This is a genomic window from Kitasatospora sp. NPDC043949, from assembly GCF_056435365.1.
Genome location: NZ_JBWKEQ010000004.1, coordinates 43,712 through 60,216 on the forward strand (window position 1 = coordinate 43,712; position 16,505 = coordinate 60,216).

Below are 16,505 nucleotides of genomic sequence, written 5' to 3' on the forward strand. Positions count from 1 at the left end.
GGGCTCAGGAGTCCGGCTGCTCGATCACCTGGGCGAGGTAGAGGGCTTCGCCGAGCTTCTCCAGGAGCTCCAGCTGGGTGTCGAGGTAGTCGATGTGGTGCTCCTCGTCGGCCAGGATGTCCTCGAAGATGTTCGCCGAGGTGACGTCGTTCTTGGCGCGCATCACCACGATCCCGCGCTTCAGCCGGTCGATCGCCTCGACCTCGATCTGGCGGTCCGCCTCGAACATCTCCTTGACCGTCTGGCCGATCCGGACGTGGAACAGCCGCTGGTAGTTCGGCAGCCCGTCCAGGAAGAGGATCCGGTCGGTGAGAGTCTCGGCGTGCTTCATCTCGTCGAAGGACTCGTGCCGGGTGTACTTGGCGAGCTTCGTCCAGCCGAAGTTCTCCTGCATCTTGGCGTGCAGGAAGTACTGGTTGATCGCGGTGAGCTCCGCGGTGAGCTGTTCGTTGAGGAACTCGATGACCTCTGGGTCGCCCTGCATGGCTGGTGCCTCCCTGCGCTACGGCCTGTTGTGACTCCTGCGCTGCGCATCCTGGCATCGAAATGGGAGAAAATTCCAGTAAGTTCACACTCACTAGGACATGTTTTGGAATATCCGATTTGAGCCGATACGGGCCCGATCACCGGTTCTTGGGGGCGGGGCGTGTGGTCGCGCGAAGGGGCGCGCACGGCGCGTCGGCCGCCGTCTGTCACCATGGAGTCATGGGTCAGTCCGAACAAGAACCGCTTCCGCCGTCTGACCCGAGGCTCCCCCCGGGGCAGCGCGTGCAGCGCGGCTGGCCCGCCCTGCACTACGGGCCCGTACCCCGCTTCAAGCCGCTGACCTGGGACCTCCAGGTGTTCGGCGCCACCGCCTCGGCGGAGAAGCACAGCTGGGACTTCGAGGCCTTCCACGCCCTGCCGCGCACCACCGTCGTCGCCGACCTGCACTGCGTCACCAAGTTCACGCTGCTCGGCAACGAGTGGTCGGGCGTGCCGGCCGCCGCCCTCCTCGACCTGGAGCCCCCCGCGCCCGGCGTCACCCACGTGATGGTCTGGGCCGAGTACGGCTACAGCGCCAACCTGCGGCTGGCCGACTTCGCCGACCCGCGGACGATCTTCGCCACCCACCGCAACGGCGAGCCGCTGACCGCCGAGCACGGTTTCCCCGTCCGGCTGATCGTCCCCGGGCTGTACGCCTGGAAGGGCCCCAAGTGGGTCCGCGCGGTGGAGTACATGCGGGCCGACCGCCGGGGCTTCTGGGAGGAGCGCGGCTACCACAACCTCGCCGACCCGTGGCGCGAGCAGCGTTACTCCCACCAGGAGGAGCCGGGCGACGGCCCGCTGCGCTGAGGGCGGGCCGACGTTCGGAGGAATCCCCTTAGAAGAAGGGGAAGTTGACCGTCACCGCGGTGTGCTGCGGGCGCCGCTCGCCGGCCGCCGGGGACTGACCGGACACCTTGCCGGTGCCGAACAGATTGACCCCGCTGGTCTGCATCGTGAAGCCGGCCGCCTGGAGCGCCTTCGCCGCGTCGTCCTTGCTCATCCCGGTGACGTCCGGGACGGGCACCATGCCCTTGCTGACCACCAGCGAGACCGCGGTGTTCTCCTGGAGCAGCTGCCCGGCCGCCGGCGAACTGCTGATCACCACGCCCTCCGGCACGGTGTCGTCGTACGTCCCGGTCACGCCGCCCCTGGTCAGCTGGGCCGCGGTCAGCGCGTCGGCGGCCTGGTCGGCGGTCTTCCCGGCCAGGTCCGGCACCGCGATCCGCTTGGGGCCCCTGGAGACGGTCACCGTCACGGTGTCGCTCTTGCGGGTCCGCGCGCCCACCCCGGGGTCGGTGGCGATCACCTGCCCGGCCGGGACGCTCTCGCTGAACGCCTCGACGAAGCGGCCGTGCATGCCGTCCTTGTCCAGGATCCGCTGCGCCTCGGCCCGGTCCTTGCCGAGCACGCCGGGCACCGGCCCGTACAGCCCTTCGGACAGCCCGTACGTCGCACCGCCGACCGCCAGCACCAGGGCGGTCAGCGCGGCGACCCAGATCAGCGGCTTGCGGGGGAGGCGGCGCAGCAGGCCGGGCCGGCGCCCGCGCACCGGGGTCGGCTCGTCGTACGGGCGCGGCTCGACCAGCAGCTGGTCCAGCAGCTCCGCCGGCACGTCCAGCACGCTGGTGGGCTCCGGCGCCCCGGCTGCGGGCCCCGCCGGCTGCTGGATCACCGAGGTCGGCTCGCTGGTCGGGTAGCGCGGGCTGGGCCGGGTGGAGGCCGGCGGCTCCGCGTCCAGCTCGGCCGGGGTGAGCGTGCGGCGGATCCGCTGGAGGGCGGCGAGCAGTTCGACCGCGTCGTACGGGCGGGCCTCGGCCGTCCGGGCGCAGGCGCCGGCCACTATGGCGTCCAGCCCGGGGCCGACGGCCGGGGCGATCAGCGAGGGGGCGGGGACGTCCTCGTGCAGGTGCTTGTACATCACCTGGACGGGGTTGTCGCCGGTGTGCGGGCGGCGGCCGGTGAGCATCTCGTAGAGCAGGATGCCGGCCGCGTAGACGTCGACCCGCTGGTCGGTGGGGGCGTCCGGGAGGATCTGCTCGGGGGCCAGGTAGGAGACGGTGCCGAGGACCGTGCCGCCGGTCGCGGTGCTGGTCGAGGTGCTGGTCGAGGTGGGCGCGCCGTCGGCGGTGCCGAGGACCCGGACCAGGCCGAAGTCGGCGACCTTGACCAGCCCGTCCTCGGTGATCAGCACGTTCTCCGGCTTGACGTCCCGGTGCACCAGCCCGGCCCGGTGGGCGGCGCCGAGGGCGGCCAGCACCGGCTCCAGCACGTCCAGCGCGGCCCGCACGGACAGCGCGCCGCGGTCGCGCAGCAGGTCCCGCAGGGTGCGGCCGGGCACGTACTCCATGGCGAGGAAGACGTTGGCGCCGTCCGCGCCCTGGTCGAAGACGTTCACCACGTTCGGGTGGGAGAGCCGGGCGACGGCCTTGGCCTCGCGGATGAACCGGGCGGTGAAGCCGTCGTCCCCGGCCAGCGCGGGGTGCATCACCTTGAGGGCGACGACCCGGTCCAGCCGGGTGTCGGTGCCCTTGTAGACGGTGGACATCCCGCCGGTCGCGATGCGCTGCTCGACCCGGTACCGGCCGTCGAGCAGGGTACCGATCAGGGGGTCGTGCAGTGCCATGTCCACCCGGAGAGTCTAGGGCCGCAGGCGGCAGCCGGACCCGGAGGACATCGCCTCCGGGCCCGGCTGTGCCCGGTTTGTGACACGGCACACGCGGGCGGGTGCCGTGCGCCAGGGCGTCAGAACGCCGGGTGCTCGCGGGTGTCCAGCTCCGCCCGGCCGGCCATCGCCGAGGAGGCCTCGGCGTGGAACCGGCGCGGGATGCGGCCGGCCCGGTGGGCGAACCGGCCCGCCTCGGCGGCGTGCCGCATCGCCTCGGCCATCAGCACCGGGTCCTGCGCCCTGGTCACCGCGGAGGCGAGCATCACCGCCGCGCAGCCCAGCTCCATCGCCAGCGCGACGTCCGAGGCGGTGCCGGCGCCCGCGTCCAGGATCACCGGGACGCCCGCGTCCTCCACGATCAGCTGGAAGTTGTGCGGGTTGCGGATGCCCAGGCCGGAGCCGATCGGCGAGCCCAGCGGCATGATCGCCGCGCAGCCGACGTCCTCCAGCTTGCGTGCCAGCACCGGGTCGTCGTTGGTGTACGGCAGCACCGTGAAGCCGTCGTCGACCAGGGTCTCGGCGGCGTCCAGCAGCTCGATCGGGTCCGGCAGGAGGGTCCGCTCGTCGGCGATCACCTCCAGCTTCACCCAGTCGGTGCCGAGCGCCTCGCGGGCCAGCCGGGCGGTCAGCACGGCCTCCCCGGCGGTGAAGCAGCCCGCCGTGTTGGGCAGCACCCGGATGTCGTTGCGGGTCAGCACGTCCAGGACGGAGCCCTGGGTGCCGGCGTCGACCCGGCGCATCGCCACGGTGGTCAGCTCGGTGCCGGAGGCCAGCAGCGCCCGTTCCAGGATCTCCAGGCTGGGTGCGCCGCCGGTGCCCATGATCAGCCGGGAGCCGAAGGACTCCCCGGCGATGGTCAGCAGGTCGTCAGCCATGTCAGCCTCCCTGGACGGCGGTGAGGATCTCGATCCGGTCGCCCGCCGACAGTTCCGTGGCCGGCCACGAACTGCGCGGCACCACGGCCTCGTTGAGGGCGGCGGCGACGCCGCTGTGGGCGGCGCTGAGGGTGGCCACCACCTCCGCGAGGGTGGTCGTGGCGGACACCCGGCGGGGCTCGCCGTTGACGGTCAGCCCGATCTCGGCCGGTGTGGTCTGGGGTGGTGTGGTCTGGGGTGGTGCGATCTCGGTCATGCGGAGGCCTTCGTGGTGGAGCGGTCGGGGGAGAACCGGGTGGGCGTGAACGGCTTTGCAAGCTCGGGGAGTTCGCCGGTCGCCAGGTACTCGGCGAGCAGGTCGGCGGTCACCGGGGTGAGCAGCACGCCGTTGCGGTAGTGGCCGGTGGCGGCGACCAGCCCGGGCAGCGCGGTCGGGCCCAGCAGCGGGGCGTTGTCCGGCGAACCGGGACGCAGCCCGGCCGAGGTCTCCAGCAGCGGGAGTTCGGTGATGCCCGGCACCAACTCGTGGGCGTCGCGCAGCAGTTCGTACACCCCGCCGGCGGTGACCGTGGTGTCGTAGCCCTGCTCCTCGGTGGTCGCGCCGATCACCAGCTCGCCGTTCTCCCGGGGCACCAGGTACAGGTGCTGTCCGCGCACCACCGCGCGGACGTTGCGGGACAGGAACGGCCGGTACGCCTCGGGGATCCGCAGCCGCAGGATCTGCCCCTTCACCGGGCGGACGGCCGGCAGCACGCCCTCCGGCAGCCCGGGCAGCCGGTGGCTGTGCGGGCCGGCCGCGAGCACCACCTGGTCGGCCCTCGGTGTCTCGCCGGTGCCGAGCCGGGCGCCGACCGCGCGGCCGTCCTCGACCAGCAGCCCGACGGCCTCGGCCCGGTGGAGCACGACCCCGGCGAGCTCGCAGGCGGCCACCAGGGCGGTCAGCAGCCGGCGGGGATCCACCTGGTGGTCGTCCGCGACGTGCAGGCCGCCGCGCACGCCGGGGGCGAGCATCGGCTCCAGCCTGCGGGCCTCCCGGCCGGTCAGCCAGGCCGAGTCCAGGCCGAGCCGCTGGTGGAAGGCGTGCAGCTCGCGCAGTTCCTCGCGGTCGTCGGAGTCCAGCGCGACGGCGATCGTGCCGCACCGGCGGTACCCGGTGTCCAGGCCGCCGCTCGCCTCGGTGAGCTCGGCGGCGAAGTCCCCGTACCGCTGGTTGGAGGCCATGCCGAGGCGCAGCAGCGGCTCCTCGCCGTACTGCAGCTCGGTGACCGGGGCGAGCATCCCGGCCGCGACCCCGGCCGCCCCGCCGCCGGGGGAGGGGTCGACCACGACGATGTTCCCCAGCCCGCGCTGCGCGGCGCGCCAGGCGACGGCGAGGCCGATGACGCCCCCGCCGATCACCAACACGTCGGCGTGGGTTTCCTCGGGCAAGCGTGACAAGGCTGCTCTTCTCCCTTCGCCGGAATGACCCGGATCAGGTTCGGACGGTCGCGGGCCGTGCCAGCCCGCCTCTCAGCCCGGTACGCCGGGCTCCCGTGATGGTGCCCCCACCATAACGCCGGGGGCGGGCCCGGCCGAAGGCCCGTACGCGGGGTGGACGGGCCGGTGGCCCCGGCAGGGCGCTGAGTACAGTGACGGGCGTGGCAGAGCTGAACGGAACGGATCAGGTGGTCGTCGTCGGGGCCGGGCTGGCCGGGGCGCAGTGCGCCCTGAAGCTGCGGCAGGGCGGCTGGCGGGGGCGGATCACGCTGGTCGGGGAGGAGCCGCACGCGCCGTACGACCGGCCGCCGCTCTCCAAGGACGTGCTGCTCGGCAAGGCCGACGCCACCACCCTGGACATCGACTACCCGCACCTGGGCATCGAACTGCTCACCGGCCGCCGCGCGACCGACCTCGCCCCCGGAGTGCTGCACACCGACGCCGGCGACCTCCCGTACGACGCCCTGGTGATCGCCACCGGCGCCACCCCGCGCGCCCTGCCCGGCGCCGAGCGCGCGCACCTGCTGCACACCCTGGACGACGCGCTGGCGCTGCGTGCCCTGCTGCGGCCCGGCCTGCGGCTGGTGCTGGTCGGCGCGGGCTGGATCGGCGCCGAGGTGTCCACCGCCGCCCGCGCGGCCGGCTGCGAGGTGACGGTGGTCGAGGCGGGCCCGGCGCCCGTCCCCGGCGCGCTGCCGGCCGAGGTCGGTTCGGCGATGGCCGCCTGGTACGCCGAGGCCGGTGTCGACCTGCGCTGCGGGGTCGGCGTGGCCGCCGTCGAGGAGGGCGCGGTGCTGCTGGCGGACGGCTCGCACCTGCCCGCCGACGAGGTCGTGGTCGGCGTCGGCGCCCGGCCCGCGACGGGCTGGCTGGCCGGTTCCGGCGTCGAGCTGGACGGCACCGGCGCCGTCCTGGTGGACGGGCGGCTGCGCACCGGCCTGCCCGGCGTCTTCGCGGCCGGGGACTGCGTCAGCTACCCGTCCGCCCGCTCCGGCGCCCGGCTGGCCGTCCAGCACTGGGACCACGCGTTGCAGTCCGGCGAGGCCGTGGCGGCCGCCGTCCTCGGCGCGGACGCGCCGCCGTACGACCCGGTGCCGTACTTCTGGTCGGAGCAGTTCGGGCGGATGGTCCAGTACGCCGGGCGGCACGCCGAGGGCGACGAACTGCTGTGGCGCGGCGGCCCGCAGGACGCCTCCTGGACGGCGCTCTGGCTGCGCGACGGGGTGCCGAGCGCGCTGCTGGCCGTCGACCGGCCGCGCGACCTCACCCAGGGCCGCCGGCTGATCGAGCGCGGCACCGCGCTGGACCGGGCCCGCGCGGCGGACCCCTCGGTGCCGCTGAAGTCGGCGGTCGCGGGGTAGCGGCTGGTGCGCGGGGGGCTGTGGAGGTGGCAGTCTGGTGGCGTGAGTGAGATTGAAAGCAAGATCGAAGCCCTGGTTTCCGAGTGGATGTACCTGCCCGACATCTCGGAGCAGTGGGGGGTGCGCGTCACCGAGGTGCGCGACCTGGTCCGCAGCGGCGGGCTGATCGCCGTCCGGCGGGGCCCCAACAAGTCGCTGCAGGTCCCTGCGGCGTTCATCGACGGCCAGGGGCTGGTCAAGCACCTGTCCGGCACCCTGACCGTGCTGCGCGACTGCGGGTACAACGACGTGGAGATCCTGGAGTGGCTCTTCACCGAGGACCCGTCGCTGCCCGGCAGCCCGATCCAGGCGCTGCAGGAGAACCGCGGCACCGAGGTCAAGCGGCGCGCCCAGGCGATGCTGATCTGATGGCGGCGGACGCACCGCGCCGGCGGCTGGCCGACGCCCGGCTGTACCTGTGCACCGACGCCCGCCGGGAGCAGGGCGACCTCGCCCAGTTCCTGGACGCGGCGCTGGCGGGCGGGGTGGACATCGTCCAGCTCCGAGACAAGGGCTTGGAGGCCAAGCAGGAGCTGGCGGCCCTGGAGGTCTTCGCGGACGCCTGCCGCCGCCACGGCAAGCTGCTGGCCGTCAACGACCGCGCCGACGTCGCGCACGCGGCCCGGCCGGACGTGCTGCACCTCGGGCAGGACGACCTGCCGGTGCCGGCCGCCCGGGCGATCCTCGGCGACGAGGTGCTGATCGGCCGGTCCTGCCACGCCGAGTCCGAGGTGGACGCGGCGCTCGCCGAGCCCGGCGTGGACTACTTCTGCACGGGCCCGGTCTGGCCGACCCCGACCAAGCCGGGCCGCCCGGCGCCGGGCCTCGGCCTGGTCTCGTACGCGGCGAAGCAGAGCACCGACCGGCCGTGGTTCGCCATCGGCGGCATCGACCTCGGAAACCTCGACGAGGTGCTGGCCGCCGGCGCCCGCCGGATCGTCGTGGTCCGTGCCATCACGGCCGCCGACGACCCGCAGGCCGCCGCCGCCGAGCTCGCCCGGCGGGTGCGCTCGGCCTGACGGCCCCGGGGGCCGTCACCGTTCCCCGTACCTGCGGATCCCCCTGCGTGCGGATCTCAGTACTTGCGGACGGTGGCGGCCTCGGCCAGGGCCAGCAGCACCGTGCGGGCCTGCTCGTCGGCCAGCGGCGCCGCCTCCAGCGCGGCCAGGGACTGCCGCATCAGCTCGTCGATCCGGCGCTCCACCCGCTCGGGCGCGCCGCTGCGGGCCACCAGGTCGCGCAGCCCGGCGACCTCCTCGGGCACCAGGTCCGGCGCGCCGAGCCGCTCGTCCAGGTGCCGGGCGTCGGCGGCCGGCAGGCCCCGCATCGCGTGCGCCACCAGCAGGGTGCGCTTGCCCTCGCGCAGGTCGTCCCCGGCCGGCTTGCCGGTGACCGCCGGATCACCGAAGACGCCGAGCAGGTCGTCCCGCAGCTGGAAGGCCTCGCCCAGCGGCAGCCCGAACGCCCCCAGCGCCGCCACCAGCTCCGGGCCGGCCCCGGCCAGCAGCGCGCCGACCTGGAGGGGCCGCTCGATCGTGTACTTCGCCGACTTGTAGTGCAGCACCGTCTGCGCCCGGTCGAGCGCGCCCTCGTCGGCGGAGTCGCCGGCCACCGGCTCCAGGACGTCCAGGTACTGGCCGACCATGACCTCGGTGCGCATCAGGTCGAACACCGGCTTGGCGGCCAGCACGGCGGCCGGCTCCAGGCCCGAGCGCAGGAACAGCTCGTCGCACCAGATCAGCAGCAGGTCGCCGAGCAGCACCGCCGCCGAGGCGCCGTACTGCTCGCGGTCGCCGCGCCAGCCGTTCGCCCGGTGCAGCGCCTCGAAGCGGCGGTGGATCGAGGGCAGGCCGCGGCGGGTGTCGCTGCGGTCCATCAGGTCGTCGTGCACCAGAGCGCTCGCCTGGAGCAGTTCCAGCGCGGCCGCCGCGTTCGCGATGCCCTCGCCGCCGGCCGGGCCGCCGGCACTGCGCCAGCCCCAGTAGCAGAAGGCCGGGCGCAGCCGCTTGCCGCCGTCCAGCAGGAAGTCGCGCAGGGCGTCGGCGGCGGGCACGAGCTGCGGGGAGATCTTGTCCAACAGGGCGGACTGGCCGTCCATGAACGCGGCGAGGGCGGCGTTGACGCGCGCGCGGACGTCCTCCACGTCTATGGGGTTGGCCGGCCGGTTGCTGGACGAGGTCACGATGAGGCTCCGCTGGTTCGCTGGGGTGCAGCAAGCGTAGCGGGGTAGCCGGGAACGAATGTGCGAGCGGGCGTGCGCGCGGGCGTGCGGGCACACCCGGCGCGGGCCCCGAACGCCGGTCGGAATTCGACGGACCACCGGACGGAGTATCGTCCACCGCTTGTCTCAATCCGTGGTACCGAGTTGTCCGGCCCCTTCGAACGCCGGATAACCTGCCAGCATGGCACTCGGCATCGCTTCCACCAGACCGGACCGCGCACTGACGGTCCGCGAACTCCTGGCAGCCGGAAAGCGGTCCTTCTCCTTCGAGTTCATGCCCCCGCGCACCGAGGTCGGCGAGCAGAGACTCTGGGACGCCATCCGTCGGCTCGAACCGCTGGACCCCAACTTCGTCTGCATGACGTACGGCGCCGGCGGCTCCTCGCGCGAGCGCACCGTCAACATGGTCGGCCGGATCGCCACCGAGACCACGCTGACCCCGGTCGCCCACCTGACCGCCGTCGACCACTCGATCGCCGAACTGCGCAACATCATCGGCCAGTACGCCGACCAGGGCGTGCGCAACGTCCTCGCGGTCCGGGGGGACCCGCCCGGCGACCCGATGGGCGAATGGGTCAGGCACCCCGATGGCGTCACGTACGCGTACGAGCTGGTCGAGCTGATCAAGGGCATCGGCGACTTCTGCGTCGGCGTCGCCGCCTCGCCGAACATGCACCCGCGCTCCACCGACTGGGACGAGGACATCCGGCACTTCGTCGGCAAGGTCCGGGCGGGCGCCGACTACGCGATCACCCAGATGTTCTTCGAGGTCGACGACTACCTGCGGCTGCGCGACCGGGTCACCGCCGCCGGCTGCGAGACGCCGATCATCCCGGAGATCATGCCGGTCACCAACGCCAAGCAGCTGGAACGCTTCCCCCAGCTGAGCGGCTCCGCCTTCCCCGCCGACCTGGAGGCCCGGCTGCGGGCCGCCGTCGACGACCCGGCGGCGCTGCGCGCGATCGGCATGGAACACGCCACCGCGATGGCCGAACGCCTCCTCGCCGAGGGTGCGCCCGGCCTGCACTTCATCACGCTCAACCACTCCACGGCGACGCTGGAGATCTACCAGAACCTCGGCCTGCACCAGCGCCACGCGTAGGCCCCGTCCGGCGCCCCGTCGGGGGTCCTGCGCCGGGCCGATCGGGCCCGCGGGCCCGGACGTTCACCGGCCCGTCACCGCCCCGACGGTGACGGGCTCGGTCGTGTGGGCCCCGGCCGCGACCGGCGGGAACGCGATGCGGTACCCCGGCCGTTGAACCGGTACAGTCGCCGCACACGCGCGGCGAGCGCGGGCACGCGACTGGAGGTAGCGGGCGGATGGGCATCGGATACCTGCTGCTGTACGTCGCGTTGGCGGTGGTGGCGCTCTGGCTGGTCGCCGAGGTCCTGCTGCAGAACCGGGCCCCGCTGCACTGGCGGGCCCTCGCCCTGGTCGGCTTCCTGGCAGTGGCCGCCGGCATGGTGCTCGGCTCCGTCCCGGTGATCGGCGCCGGCGCCGCCCTCTTCGCGGCCGGCCAGACCTTCGTCACCCTCTCCGTCAAGCGCGGCTACCGGGCCGGCTGGTCGCTGCGCAAGGCCGACGGCTCGCTGCCCGGCCCGCTCGCCAAGGTGCCCCTGCTCGGCGCCCTCACCGGCGGCGCGGCCGCCGTGGCCGCGGTCGAGGCCACCGACAAGCGGATCGGTGAGGTCAGCGCCGTCGAGGAGGCCCCGGTCGCCGCCCCCGCCCCGGTTGCCGAGGACGTCCCCGAGGTCGAGCAGACCGCCGCCTTCGAGATGCGGGAACTCGCCCAGGACGGCGTCTACGCGCCCGCCTACTACGAGCAGCAGCAGGCGCAGGCGCCGCACGACCCCTACGCCGAGGCCTACCAGTCCGGCTACGACAACGCCGCCCAGCCGCAGCCGGCCTACGAGCAGCAGCAGTGGCAGAGCCAGCAGCAGTCGGCCTTCGCCTACGACCAGGGCTACGGGGCCTACCCCCAGCAGTCCGACCCGTACAACGGCTACCCGCAGCAGGACCAGTACCAGTCCTACCCGCAGCAGCAGCCCGGCTGGGAGCAGCACCCCCAGCAGCAGTGGCAGACCCCGCAGCAGCACCCCGAGCAACACCTGGAGCAGCACCCCGGCCAGCACCCCCAGGGCATCCCGCAGCAGCAGTCCTACGACCACACCTACGGCTACCAGCAGCAGAACACCTGGCCCCAGGGCTGAGGTCCGGCGCCAGGGCCCCTACGCCGGGCCGATCAGGTTGGCGGCGATGCAGGCGGACATCCCGGCCCGGGCCAGTCCGCCGCCGGGGTGGGCCGCTCCGCCGATCAGGTAGAGGCCGGGGACGGGCGACTCGTTGGTGGGCTGGAGCCATCCGCCGCCGTCTCCGGCGAGCGCGGGGCGGGGGACCGACCCGCCGAGGGCGCCGGTCTCCCGGCGGGTGTCGTCCGGGGTGCGCACGACCCGCCACAGCACCCGTTCGCGCAGGCCCAGGCCGGCGGCGTCGGCGTGCGCCAGCAGCCGGTCCGCGTGGCGCTCGGCGACCCCGGGCGCCGTCCAGTCGACGTCGCCCTGGGCGGGGACGGTCGCGGTCAGCACCACGCTCTCGTGCGCGTCGTCGGGGCGCAGCGAGGGATCGTCCGGGCGCAGCACCTGGAGGGTGGGGCGCTCGCAGGGCGGGGCCGGGAGGGTCAGGGCGTTCTGCTCGGCCGCAGGGTCGGCGGCGTGCACCACCGTCCGGTGCGGGGTGCCGGCTGGCCGGGCGCCGCGCAGCGCGAGCAGCACGCTGAACCGGCCGGGCACCTCGGACGGCTCCCAGTGGTCGGGCCCGAGCTCCGGCCACCGGGCGAGACCGTCACGGAACAGCGCCCTGGTGTCCATCGAGGAGACCACTAGGTCCGCGTCGATCCGCCCGCCCGGGGTGTCGACGCCACGGGCCCGGCCGTCCTCGACCAGTACCCCGGTGACCGGGGTGTCGAAGCGGAACTCCACCTTGCGCAGCTCGCAGCGCCGGTGCACCGCGTCCGCCAGGGCCCGCAGGCCGCCCCGGACGTACCAGACGCCGAAGGACTGCTCCATGTACGGCAGCACGGTGGCCCCGGCGGGGGCGGACCCGGGGGGCAGGCCGAAACGCAGGGCGTGCTCCGCCAGCAGGGCGGTGAGGCCGGGGTGGCCGCCGAGTTCGCGGGCGGCGACGTCGGCGAGGGTCCACGGGCGGGGCCGGCCGAGCCGGGCGAGCAGGCCGCGCCGGGGCGGGACGGGGTAGGGGTCGGTGTGCAGCGGCGACCGGTCGGCCGGGAGCGGCTCCTCCAGGAGCGGGCGGCGGGTGGCCTCCCAGACCGTCCGGCCGTGGTTCATGACCGCGCTCCAGCGGGCGCCCGAGCCGGCGCCGAAGGCGGCGTCCAGGGCCTGGCTGACGCCGCCGCGGGAGGCGTTGGGCAGGCTGACGGCGGTGCCGTCCGGGAACAGGTGCCGGCTCTCCGGGTCCACCGGGGCGAGGTCGACGAGCTGCTCCAGCGGCTCCTTGCCGGTCTTCAGCGCGAGGTCGCGGTAGACGGCCGGGAGGGTCAGCAGGCCGGGACCGGTGTCGAAGGCGAATCCGTCGCGCTCGTACCGGCCGACCATGCCCCCGTACGTGCCGCCGGCCTCGCAGACCGTCACCCGGTGTCCGAGGGTGGCCAGCCTGGAGGCCGCCGCGAGCCCGCTCATTCCTGCGCCGATGATGACGATCCGTGCCATGGCACCTGATCCTAGGCCGTGACCTGGGCCGGGCCGGACCGGGCGGGCGCCGTCCTCAGCGCCGCGGGACGTACGGCCGGTCCGCCTCCTGCCCGCGGGCGGCGGACCCGGCGTCGCGGGCGGCGCGGCGTTCGCGGCGGCGGGCCCGGAAGGCGCGGATCCGGTTGACCGCGAACCAGACCAGCAGCAGGCCGACGGCGAGCAGGACGGCGGCGATCGAGGCGGCCAGCCAGGGGTGGAAGATCGCCAGGGATACCAGCCCGGCCACCGACAGGTCCTCCGCCATGCTGACCGCGATGTTGCTGGCCGGTTCGGGCGAGGTGTTGACCGCCATCCGCAGCGAGGCCTTGACCAGGTGGCTGACCAGCGCCGTGGTGCCGCCCATCGCGCCCGCCGCGACCTCGCCGAGCGAGCCCGGGTCGGTGCTCGCGATCAGCGCGCCGACGGTGGCGCCCGCGATCGGCCGGATCACGGTGTGCACGGAGTCCCAGAGGCTGTCGACGAACGGGATCTTGTCGGCCACCGCCTCCAGCAGGAACAGTACGGCGGCCGCGACCAGCACGTCGGTGCGCTCCAGTGCGGGCGGTACCGAGTCCGCGCCGCCGAAGCGGCCCAGCAGTCCGAGCAGCAGCACCACCGCGTAGGCGTTGATACCGCTGGCGAGTCCGCTGGTGAAGATCAGCGGCACGATCGTCATGGCTTCCCCCTCCTCATCGCTTTCCCCCTCCTTCTCGTGGCCGTGGCCGGTCCGCCCCGGCCACGGCCGTACCGTACCCGGACGTGCCGGGTCGGCCCGCCGGTTCCGGCCACGGCCGGGTCCGGGGCCGACGGATCTGAGTACGCGTACTCAGATCCGGGGTTGAGTACGTCAGCGGATGGCCCGCCGACCTGCCGGGACGGGAGAGTGGTGGCACCGGGAAGGCGGCGCGTCGGGCGCCCCGCCCCGGGTGGCGGATCCGTCCGCCCAGCCGGCAGATGAGGGGTCGGCGGGGCGGCGGCGGAGGTCCGCCGCGGGAGCCGGTCACGGGCCTCGCACCGCCGACACGGGGCGGCGGAGCGGGCCGGGGGGAGACCGGCCACCGGAAGGGGGAGCTGGCCACCGCCGCCTGTGGGGAACGGCGGAGCGGCGGCGTACGGCGGCGGCACAGGACCTGGGGGGACAGGCCGGTGCCCGCCGCCGCTCACCCGTTTCGGGCCGCGTTGTCAGTGGTCCCGTTCACGATGGAGGGGCACGGACCGCCCGGTCCGCGCGCTGCCTCGGAACGGGGGAGACCATGACCATCAGCCGTCCTGAGCCCGTCACCGCCCGCCTCCACTCCGCCGCCCCGCCGTCCTCCCCGGGCGGGCGCCCGGGTGGCGGGGACGTCCACCCCGTGCTGCGCCGGACCGCCGCGCCGCCGGCCGCCCTCGACCTGCTCGCCGACGCCCACCGCACGCTCGCCCGGGCCCGCGTGCTGGAGGACCCGCTGGAGCGGTACGCCACCGCCCACCTGGCCGCGCTGCGCACGGTGGCGGCCGTGCTCGCGGTGCGGGGGCGGCCGGAGAAGAGCCCGCGCCGGCGCAAGGCCATCCGCAGTGCCTGGGAGGTGCTGCCCGAGGTGGCCCCCGAGCTGGCCGAGTGGGCGCTCTACTACGGCGCCGGCGCCCGCCGCCGGGCGGCCGCCGAGGCCGGGATCAGGGGTGCCGCCTCGGCCCGTGACGCCGACGACCTGGTCCGCAACTCCGCCCTGTTCCTGCGCCTGGTCGAGCGCCTGCTCGGCCTGCGCCCGACCCCGCCGGCCCCGCGGCTGCCGCTGGACGGCGACGACCCGCCGGGGGTGACGGGCCCCGCCACCCGCCCGGTCTAAGGTGGAGGCATCCTGATCGATCTGCATGTGCCGAGGAGCCCCGCCTTGTACCCGACGCGTCCCCGCAGTGCCCTGCGTACCGCCGTGGTGTGGGAGGTGGTGCGGGCCGCCCTGGAGAAGCGGGCGGCCGAGCTGGACCAGCCGGTGCTCGACGTGGTCGACACCGGTGGCGGCACCGGCAACTTCGCCGTGCCGGTGGCCAAGCTCGGCCACCGGGTCACCGTGGTCGACCCCAGCCCGGACGCGCTGTTCGCGCTGGAGCGCCGGGCCGCCGAGGCCGGGGTGACGGAGCTGGTCCGGGCCGTCCAGGGCGACACCCAGACGCTGCCCGAGCTGGTCGCCCCCGGCACCGTGGACGCGGTGCTCTGCCACGGCGTGCTGGAGGTCGTGGACGACCCGGCGGAGGCGCTCGGCAGCCTGGCCGGCACCCTGCGCCGGGGCGGCCTGGTCAGCCTGCTGGCCGCCAACCGCAACGGCGCCGTGCTGGCCCGCGCGCTGGCCGGCCACTTCACCGAGGCCCGTACGGTGCTGTCCGCGACCGACGGCCGCTGGGGCGAGCAGGACCCGATGCCGCGCCGCTTCACCGGCGAGGAGCTGGGCCGGCTGGCCGAGGGCGCGGGTCTGCGGGTGGAGTCGGTGCACGGCGTCCGGGTCTTCGCCGACCTGGTCCCCGGGGTGCTGGTGGACGCCGAGCCGGGCGCGATGGAGGCGCTGCTGAAGCTGGAGGAGGCCGCCGCCGAGCAGCCCGCGTTCCACGCCGTGGCGACCCAGTTGCACCTGCTGGCCACCCTGGCCTGAGCGGCCGCGGGACCGTCCGCCGCCGTACGGTTCGCACACCGTGCGGCGGCAGTTCGCCTTCCGGACGCCCCCCCGCCTCGTCCGGGTGGTCCCGAACCTGCCCAGGTCCGGACCGATTCCACCCGTTCGGGCACTTGTCCGCGTCCCGTGGCGTTGAGCCGGGTGCGGCCGTGCCCGGTCGAAGTGGCCCGTCCCACGCGGCGCAGACCACTCCGTAACGGGCCCACGGACCGTATGATCTGGGTAAAGCCGGAAAGCATGACAGCCGGATGCGTGGGGCATATGGACGACACGGGCCGGGTCCCCCCGCACAGGCGTCCGACCGTGTGCCCCGAAGGCTGATTGGACTTTGCCTCCCCGACCGGGGTGGCGGACCGGTCGCACCCGCGACCGACGAGTAGGAGGACTCCGTGCCGCTCTCGGAGCACGAGCAGCGACTGCTCGACCAGATGGAGCGAGCGCTGTATGCCGAAGATCCCAAATTCGCGACGGCGCTTGAGGGAACCGGGCTGCGCACCTACACCCGCCGGCGGGTGTACCTGGCCGTTGCCGGCTTCGTGGTGGGCATCGGCCTGCTGATGGGCGGCATGGTCGTCCCCGACCAGATCTGGGTCAGCGTCGTGGGCTTCCTGGTGATGCTCGGGTGCGCGGTGTTCGCCGTGACCGGCTGGCGCCGCGGCCCCGCCGGCCAGGGCTCCGGCCCCCGGCCGGCCGCCGCGCCCCGCCGCAAGGCCGGGATGATGGACCGGGTGGAACAGCGCTGGCAGCGTCGTCGGGACGAGCAGGCCGGCGGCTTCTGAGCCGCGCACGGCACGCCCGCCGGGGCGCGCACACGCTGGACGAACGCCGGGGGGGGGGGGGGGGGGGGGGGGGGGGGGGTTCGTGGGGGGGGGGGGGGGGCGGAGGCGGTCCGGCATTTATCCCACACCACCCCTAACGAGCGGTTCGTCCCTCGCCCGTCTTCTTTTC

The 16,505-nt window shown here is 74.5% G+C and carries 17 protein-coding genes and 1 riboswitch; of the genes, 9 read left to right on the forward strand and 8 right to left on the reverse strand.

The genetic code is table 11. The features are described from left to right. Window positions 1-4: 4 nt before the first annotated feature. Window positions 5-484 carry a bacterioferritin gene (gene bfr / locus AC07AL_RS05225; protein ID WP_363582962.1) on the reverse strand — a complete coding sequence of 160 codons (480 nt, stop codon included), beginning with the start codon at window positions 482-484 and terminating at the stop codon, window positions 5-7. Window positions 485-705: 221 nt separating this feature from the next. Here bfr and AC07AL_RS05230 point away from each other — a divergent pair, with 221 nt between their 5' ends. Continuing rightward, on the forward strand, window positions 706-1,335 hold the full coding sequence (locus tag AC07AL_RS05230) for a molybdopterin-dependent oxidoreductase (RefSeq protein ID WP_063347259.1): 630 nt from the start codon (window positions 706-708) through the stop codon (window positions 1,333-1,335). A gap of 28 nt (window positions 1,336-1,363) precedes the next feature. Here AC07AL_RS05230 and pknB read toward each other — a convergent pair whose 3' ends face one another. The 4 genes from pknB to thiO all read right to left on the reverse strand — a co-directional run bounded on the left by pknB (window position 1,364) and on the right by thiO (window position 5,496). Further along, window positions 1,364-3,151: a Stk1 family PASTA domain-containing Ser/Thr kinase gene (gene pknB / locus AC07AL_RS05235; RefSeq protein WP_400805700.1), complete on the reverse strand. Its 1,788-nt coding sequence runs from the start codon at window positions 3,149-3,151 to the stop codon at window positions 1,364-1,366. A gap of 119 nt (window positions 3,152-3,270) precedes the next feature. Continuing rightward, on the reverse strand, window positions 3,271-4,068 hold the full coding sequence (locus tag AC07AL_RS05240) for a thiazole synthase (RefSeq protein ID WP_478316894.1): 798 nt from the start codon (window positions 4,066-4,068) through the stop codon (window positions 3,271-3,273). 1 nt (window position 4,069) lies between these two features. Further along, window positions 4,070-4,324 carry a sulfur carrier protein ThiS gene (thiS, locus tag AC07AL_RS05245; protein WP_400805637.1) on the reverse strand — a complete coding sequence of 85 codons (255 nt, stop codon included), beginning with the start codon at window positions 4,322-4,324 and terminating at the stop codon, window positions 4,070-4,072. Beyond that, on the reverse strand, window positions 4,321-5,496 hold the full coding sequence (gene thiO, locus AC07AL_RS05250) for a glycine oxidase ThiO (RefSeq protein ID WP_400805639.1): 1,176 nt from the start codon (window positions 5,494-5,496) through the stop codon (window positions 4,321-4,323). Before thiO ends, thiS begins: the two co-directional genes overlap by 4 nt. Before the next feature lie 3 nt (window positions 5,497-5,499). Beyond that, a riboswitch (TPP riboswitch) is annotated at window positions 5,500-5,612 on the reverse strand. A gap of 84 nt (window positions 5,613-5,696) precedes the next feature. Between thiO and AC07AL_RS05255 the strand changes: the two genes are divergently transcribed. The 3 genes from AC07AL_RS05255 to thiE are packed head-to-tail and all read left to right on the forward strand — an operon-like array spanning window position 5,697 to window position 7,963. Further along, window positions 5,697-6,905 (forward strand): NAD(P)/FAD-dependent oxidoreductase, encoded by a 1,209-nt coding sequence (locus tag AC07AL_RS05255; RefSeq protein ID WP_478316896.1) that lies wholly within the window; start codon window positions 5,697-5,699, stop codon window positions 6,903-6,905. Window positions 6,906-6,947: 42 nt separating this feature from the next. Then, window positions 6,948-7,313, forward strand: a complete 366-nt coding sequence (locus AC07AL_RS05260; protein WP_350884398.1) for an Rv2175c family DNA-binding protein — start codon at window positions 6,948-6,950, stop codon at window positions 7,311-7,313. Continuing rightward, the gene (gene thiE / locus AC07AL_RS05265) at window positions 7,313-7,963 is read left to right on the forward strand and encodes a thiamine phosphate synthase (protein WP_363628785.1); all 651 of its coding nucleotides are present in this window, start codon (window positions 7,313-7,315) and stop codon (window positions 7,961-7,963) included. Before AC07AL_RS05260 ends, thiE begins: the two co-directional genes overlap by 1 nt. A gap of 56 nt (window positions 7,964-8,019) precedes the next feature. Here the strand turns inward: thiE and AC07AL_RS05270 are convergent, their stop codons facing one another. Continuing rightward, window positions 8,020-9,126 carry a polyprenyl synthetase family protein gene (locus tag AC07AL_RS05270; protein WP_363582948.1) on the reverse strand — a complete coding sequence of 369 codons (1,107 nt, stop codon included), beginning with the start codon at window positions 9,124-9,126 and terminating at the stop codon, window positions 8,020-8,022. A gap of 220 nt (window positions 9,127-9,346) precedes the next feature. On the opposite strand from AC07AL_RS05270, the gene metF reads away from it, so the two are divergent. Both metF and AC07AL_RS05280 read left to right on the forward strand, forming a co-directional pair. Further along, window positions 9,347-10,267 (forward strand): methylenetetrahydrofolate reductase [NAD(P)H], encoded by a 921-nt coding sequence (gene metF / locus AC07AL_RS05275; protein ID WP_363582946.1) that lies wholly within the window; start codon window positions 9,347-9,349, stop codon window positions 10,265-10,267. Between the two features lie 218 nt (window positions 10,268-10,485). Beyond that, window positions 10,486-11,376 carry a hypothetical protein gene (locus tag AC07AL_RS05280; protein WP_478316900.1) on the forward strand — a complete coding sequence of 297 codons (891 nt, stop codon included), beginning with the start codon at window positions 10,486-10,488 and terminating at the stop codon, window positions 11,374-11,376. Window positions 11,377-11,394: 18 nt separating this feature from the next. Here AC07AL_RS05280 and AC07AL_RS05285 read toward each other — a convergent pair whose 3' ends face one another. Both AC07AL_RS05285 and AC07AL_RS05290 read right to left on the reverse strand, forming a co-directional pair. After that, window positions 11,395-12,891, reverse strand: coding sequence for a phytoene desaturase family protein (locus AC07AL_RS05285; protein ID WP_478316902.1), 1,497 nt, complete (start codon window positions 12,889-12,891; stop codon window positions 11,395-11,397). Window positions 12,892-12,946: 55 nt separating this feature from the next. Then, window positions 12,947-13,588, reverse strand: a complete 642-nt coding sequence (locus AC07AL_RS05290; RefSeq protein WP_400805647.1) for a DUF4126 domain-containing protein — start codon at window positions 13,586-13,588, stop codon at window positions 12,947-12,949. Window positions 13,589-14,171: 583 nt separating this feature from the next. On the opposite strand from AC07AL_RS05290, the gene AC07AL_RS05295 reads away from it, so the two are divergent. From AC07AL_RS05295 to AC07AL_RS05305, 3 genes are all read left to right on the forward strand, one after another. Next, complete coding sequence (locus AC07AL_RS05295) at window positions 14,172-14,738, forward strand: SAV_6107 family HEPN domain-containing protein (protein WP_400805702.1); 567 nt, start codon at window positions 14,172-14,174, stop codon at window positions 14,736-14,738. A gap of 45 nt (window positions 14,739-14,783) precedes the next feature. Then, window positions 14,784-15,536, forward strand: coding sequence for a methyltransferase domain-containing protein (locus tag AC07AL_RS05300; RefSeq protein ID WP_363378597.1), 753 nt, complete (start codon window positions 14,784-14,786; stop codon window positions 15,534-15,536). Window positions 15,537-15,946: 410 nt separating this feature from the next. Continuing rightward, the gene (locus AC07AL_RS05305; protein WP_350884379.1) at window positions 15,947-16,336 is read left to right on the forward strand and encodes a DUF3040 domain-containing protein; all 390 of its coding nucleotides are present in this window, start codon (window positions 15,947-15,949) and stop codon (window positions 16,334-16,336) included. Window positions 16,337-16,505: the final 169 nt, after the last annotated feature.

Bases quoted from the DNA above. Each gene is read 5' to 3' on its own strand.
- AC07AL_RS05280 (WP_478316900.1), top strand. From the start codon at position 10,486: ATGGGCATCGGATACCTGCTGCTGTACGTCGCGTTGGCGGTGGTGGCG.
- thiS (WP_400805637.1), bottom strand. From the start codon at position 4,324: ATGACCGAGATCGCACCACCCCAGACCACACCACCCCAGACCACACCG.
- AC07AL_RS05285 (WP_478316902.1), bottom strand. From the start codon at position 12,891: ATGGCACGGATCGTCATCATCGGCGCAGGAATGAGCGGGCTCGCGGCG.
- AC07AL_RS05230 (WP_063347259.1), top strand. From the start codon at position 706: ATGGGTCAGTCCGAACAAGAACCGCTTCCGCCGTCTGACCCGAGGCTC.
- metF (WP_363582946.1), top strand. From the start codon at position 9,347: ATGGCACTCGGCATCGCTTCCACCAGACCGGACCGCGCACTGACGGTC.
- AC07AL_RS05240 (WP_478316894.1), bottom strand. From the start codon at position 4,068: ATGGCTGACGACCTGCTGACCATCGCCGGGGAGTCCTTCGGCTCCCGG.
- pknB (WP_400805700.1), bottom strand. From the start codon at position 3,151: ATGGCACTGCACGACCCCCTGATCGGTACCCTGCTCGACGGCCGGTAC.
- thiE (WP_363628785.1), top strand. From the start codon at position 7,313: ATGGCGGCGGACGCACCGCGCCGGCGGCTGGCCGACGCCCGGCTGTAC.
- AC07AL_RS05290 (WP_400805647.1), bottom strand. From the start codon at position 13,588: ATGACGATCGTGCCGCTGATCTTCACCAGCGGACTCGCCAGCGGTATC.
- bfr (WP_363582962.1), bottom strand. From the start codon at position 484: ATGCAGGGCGACCCAGAGGTCATCGAGTTCCTCAACGAACAGCTCACC.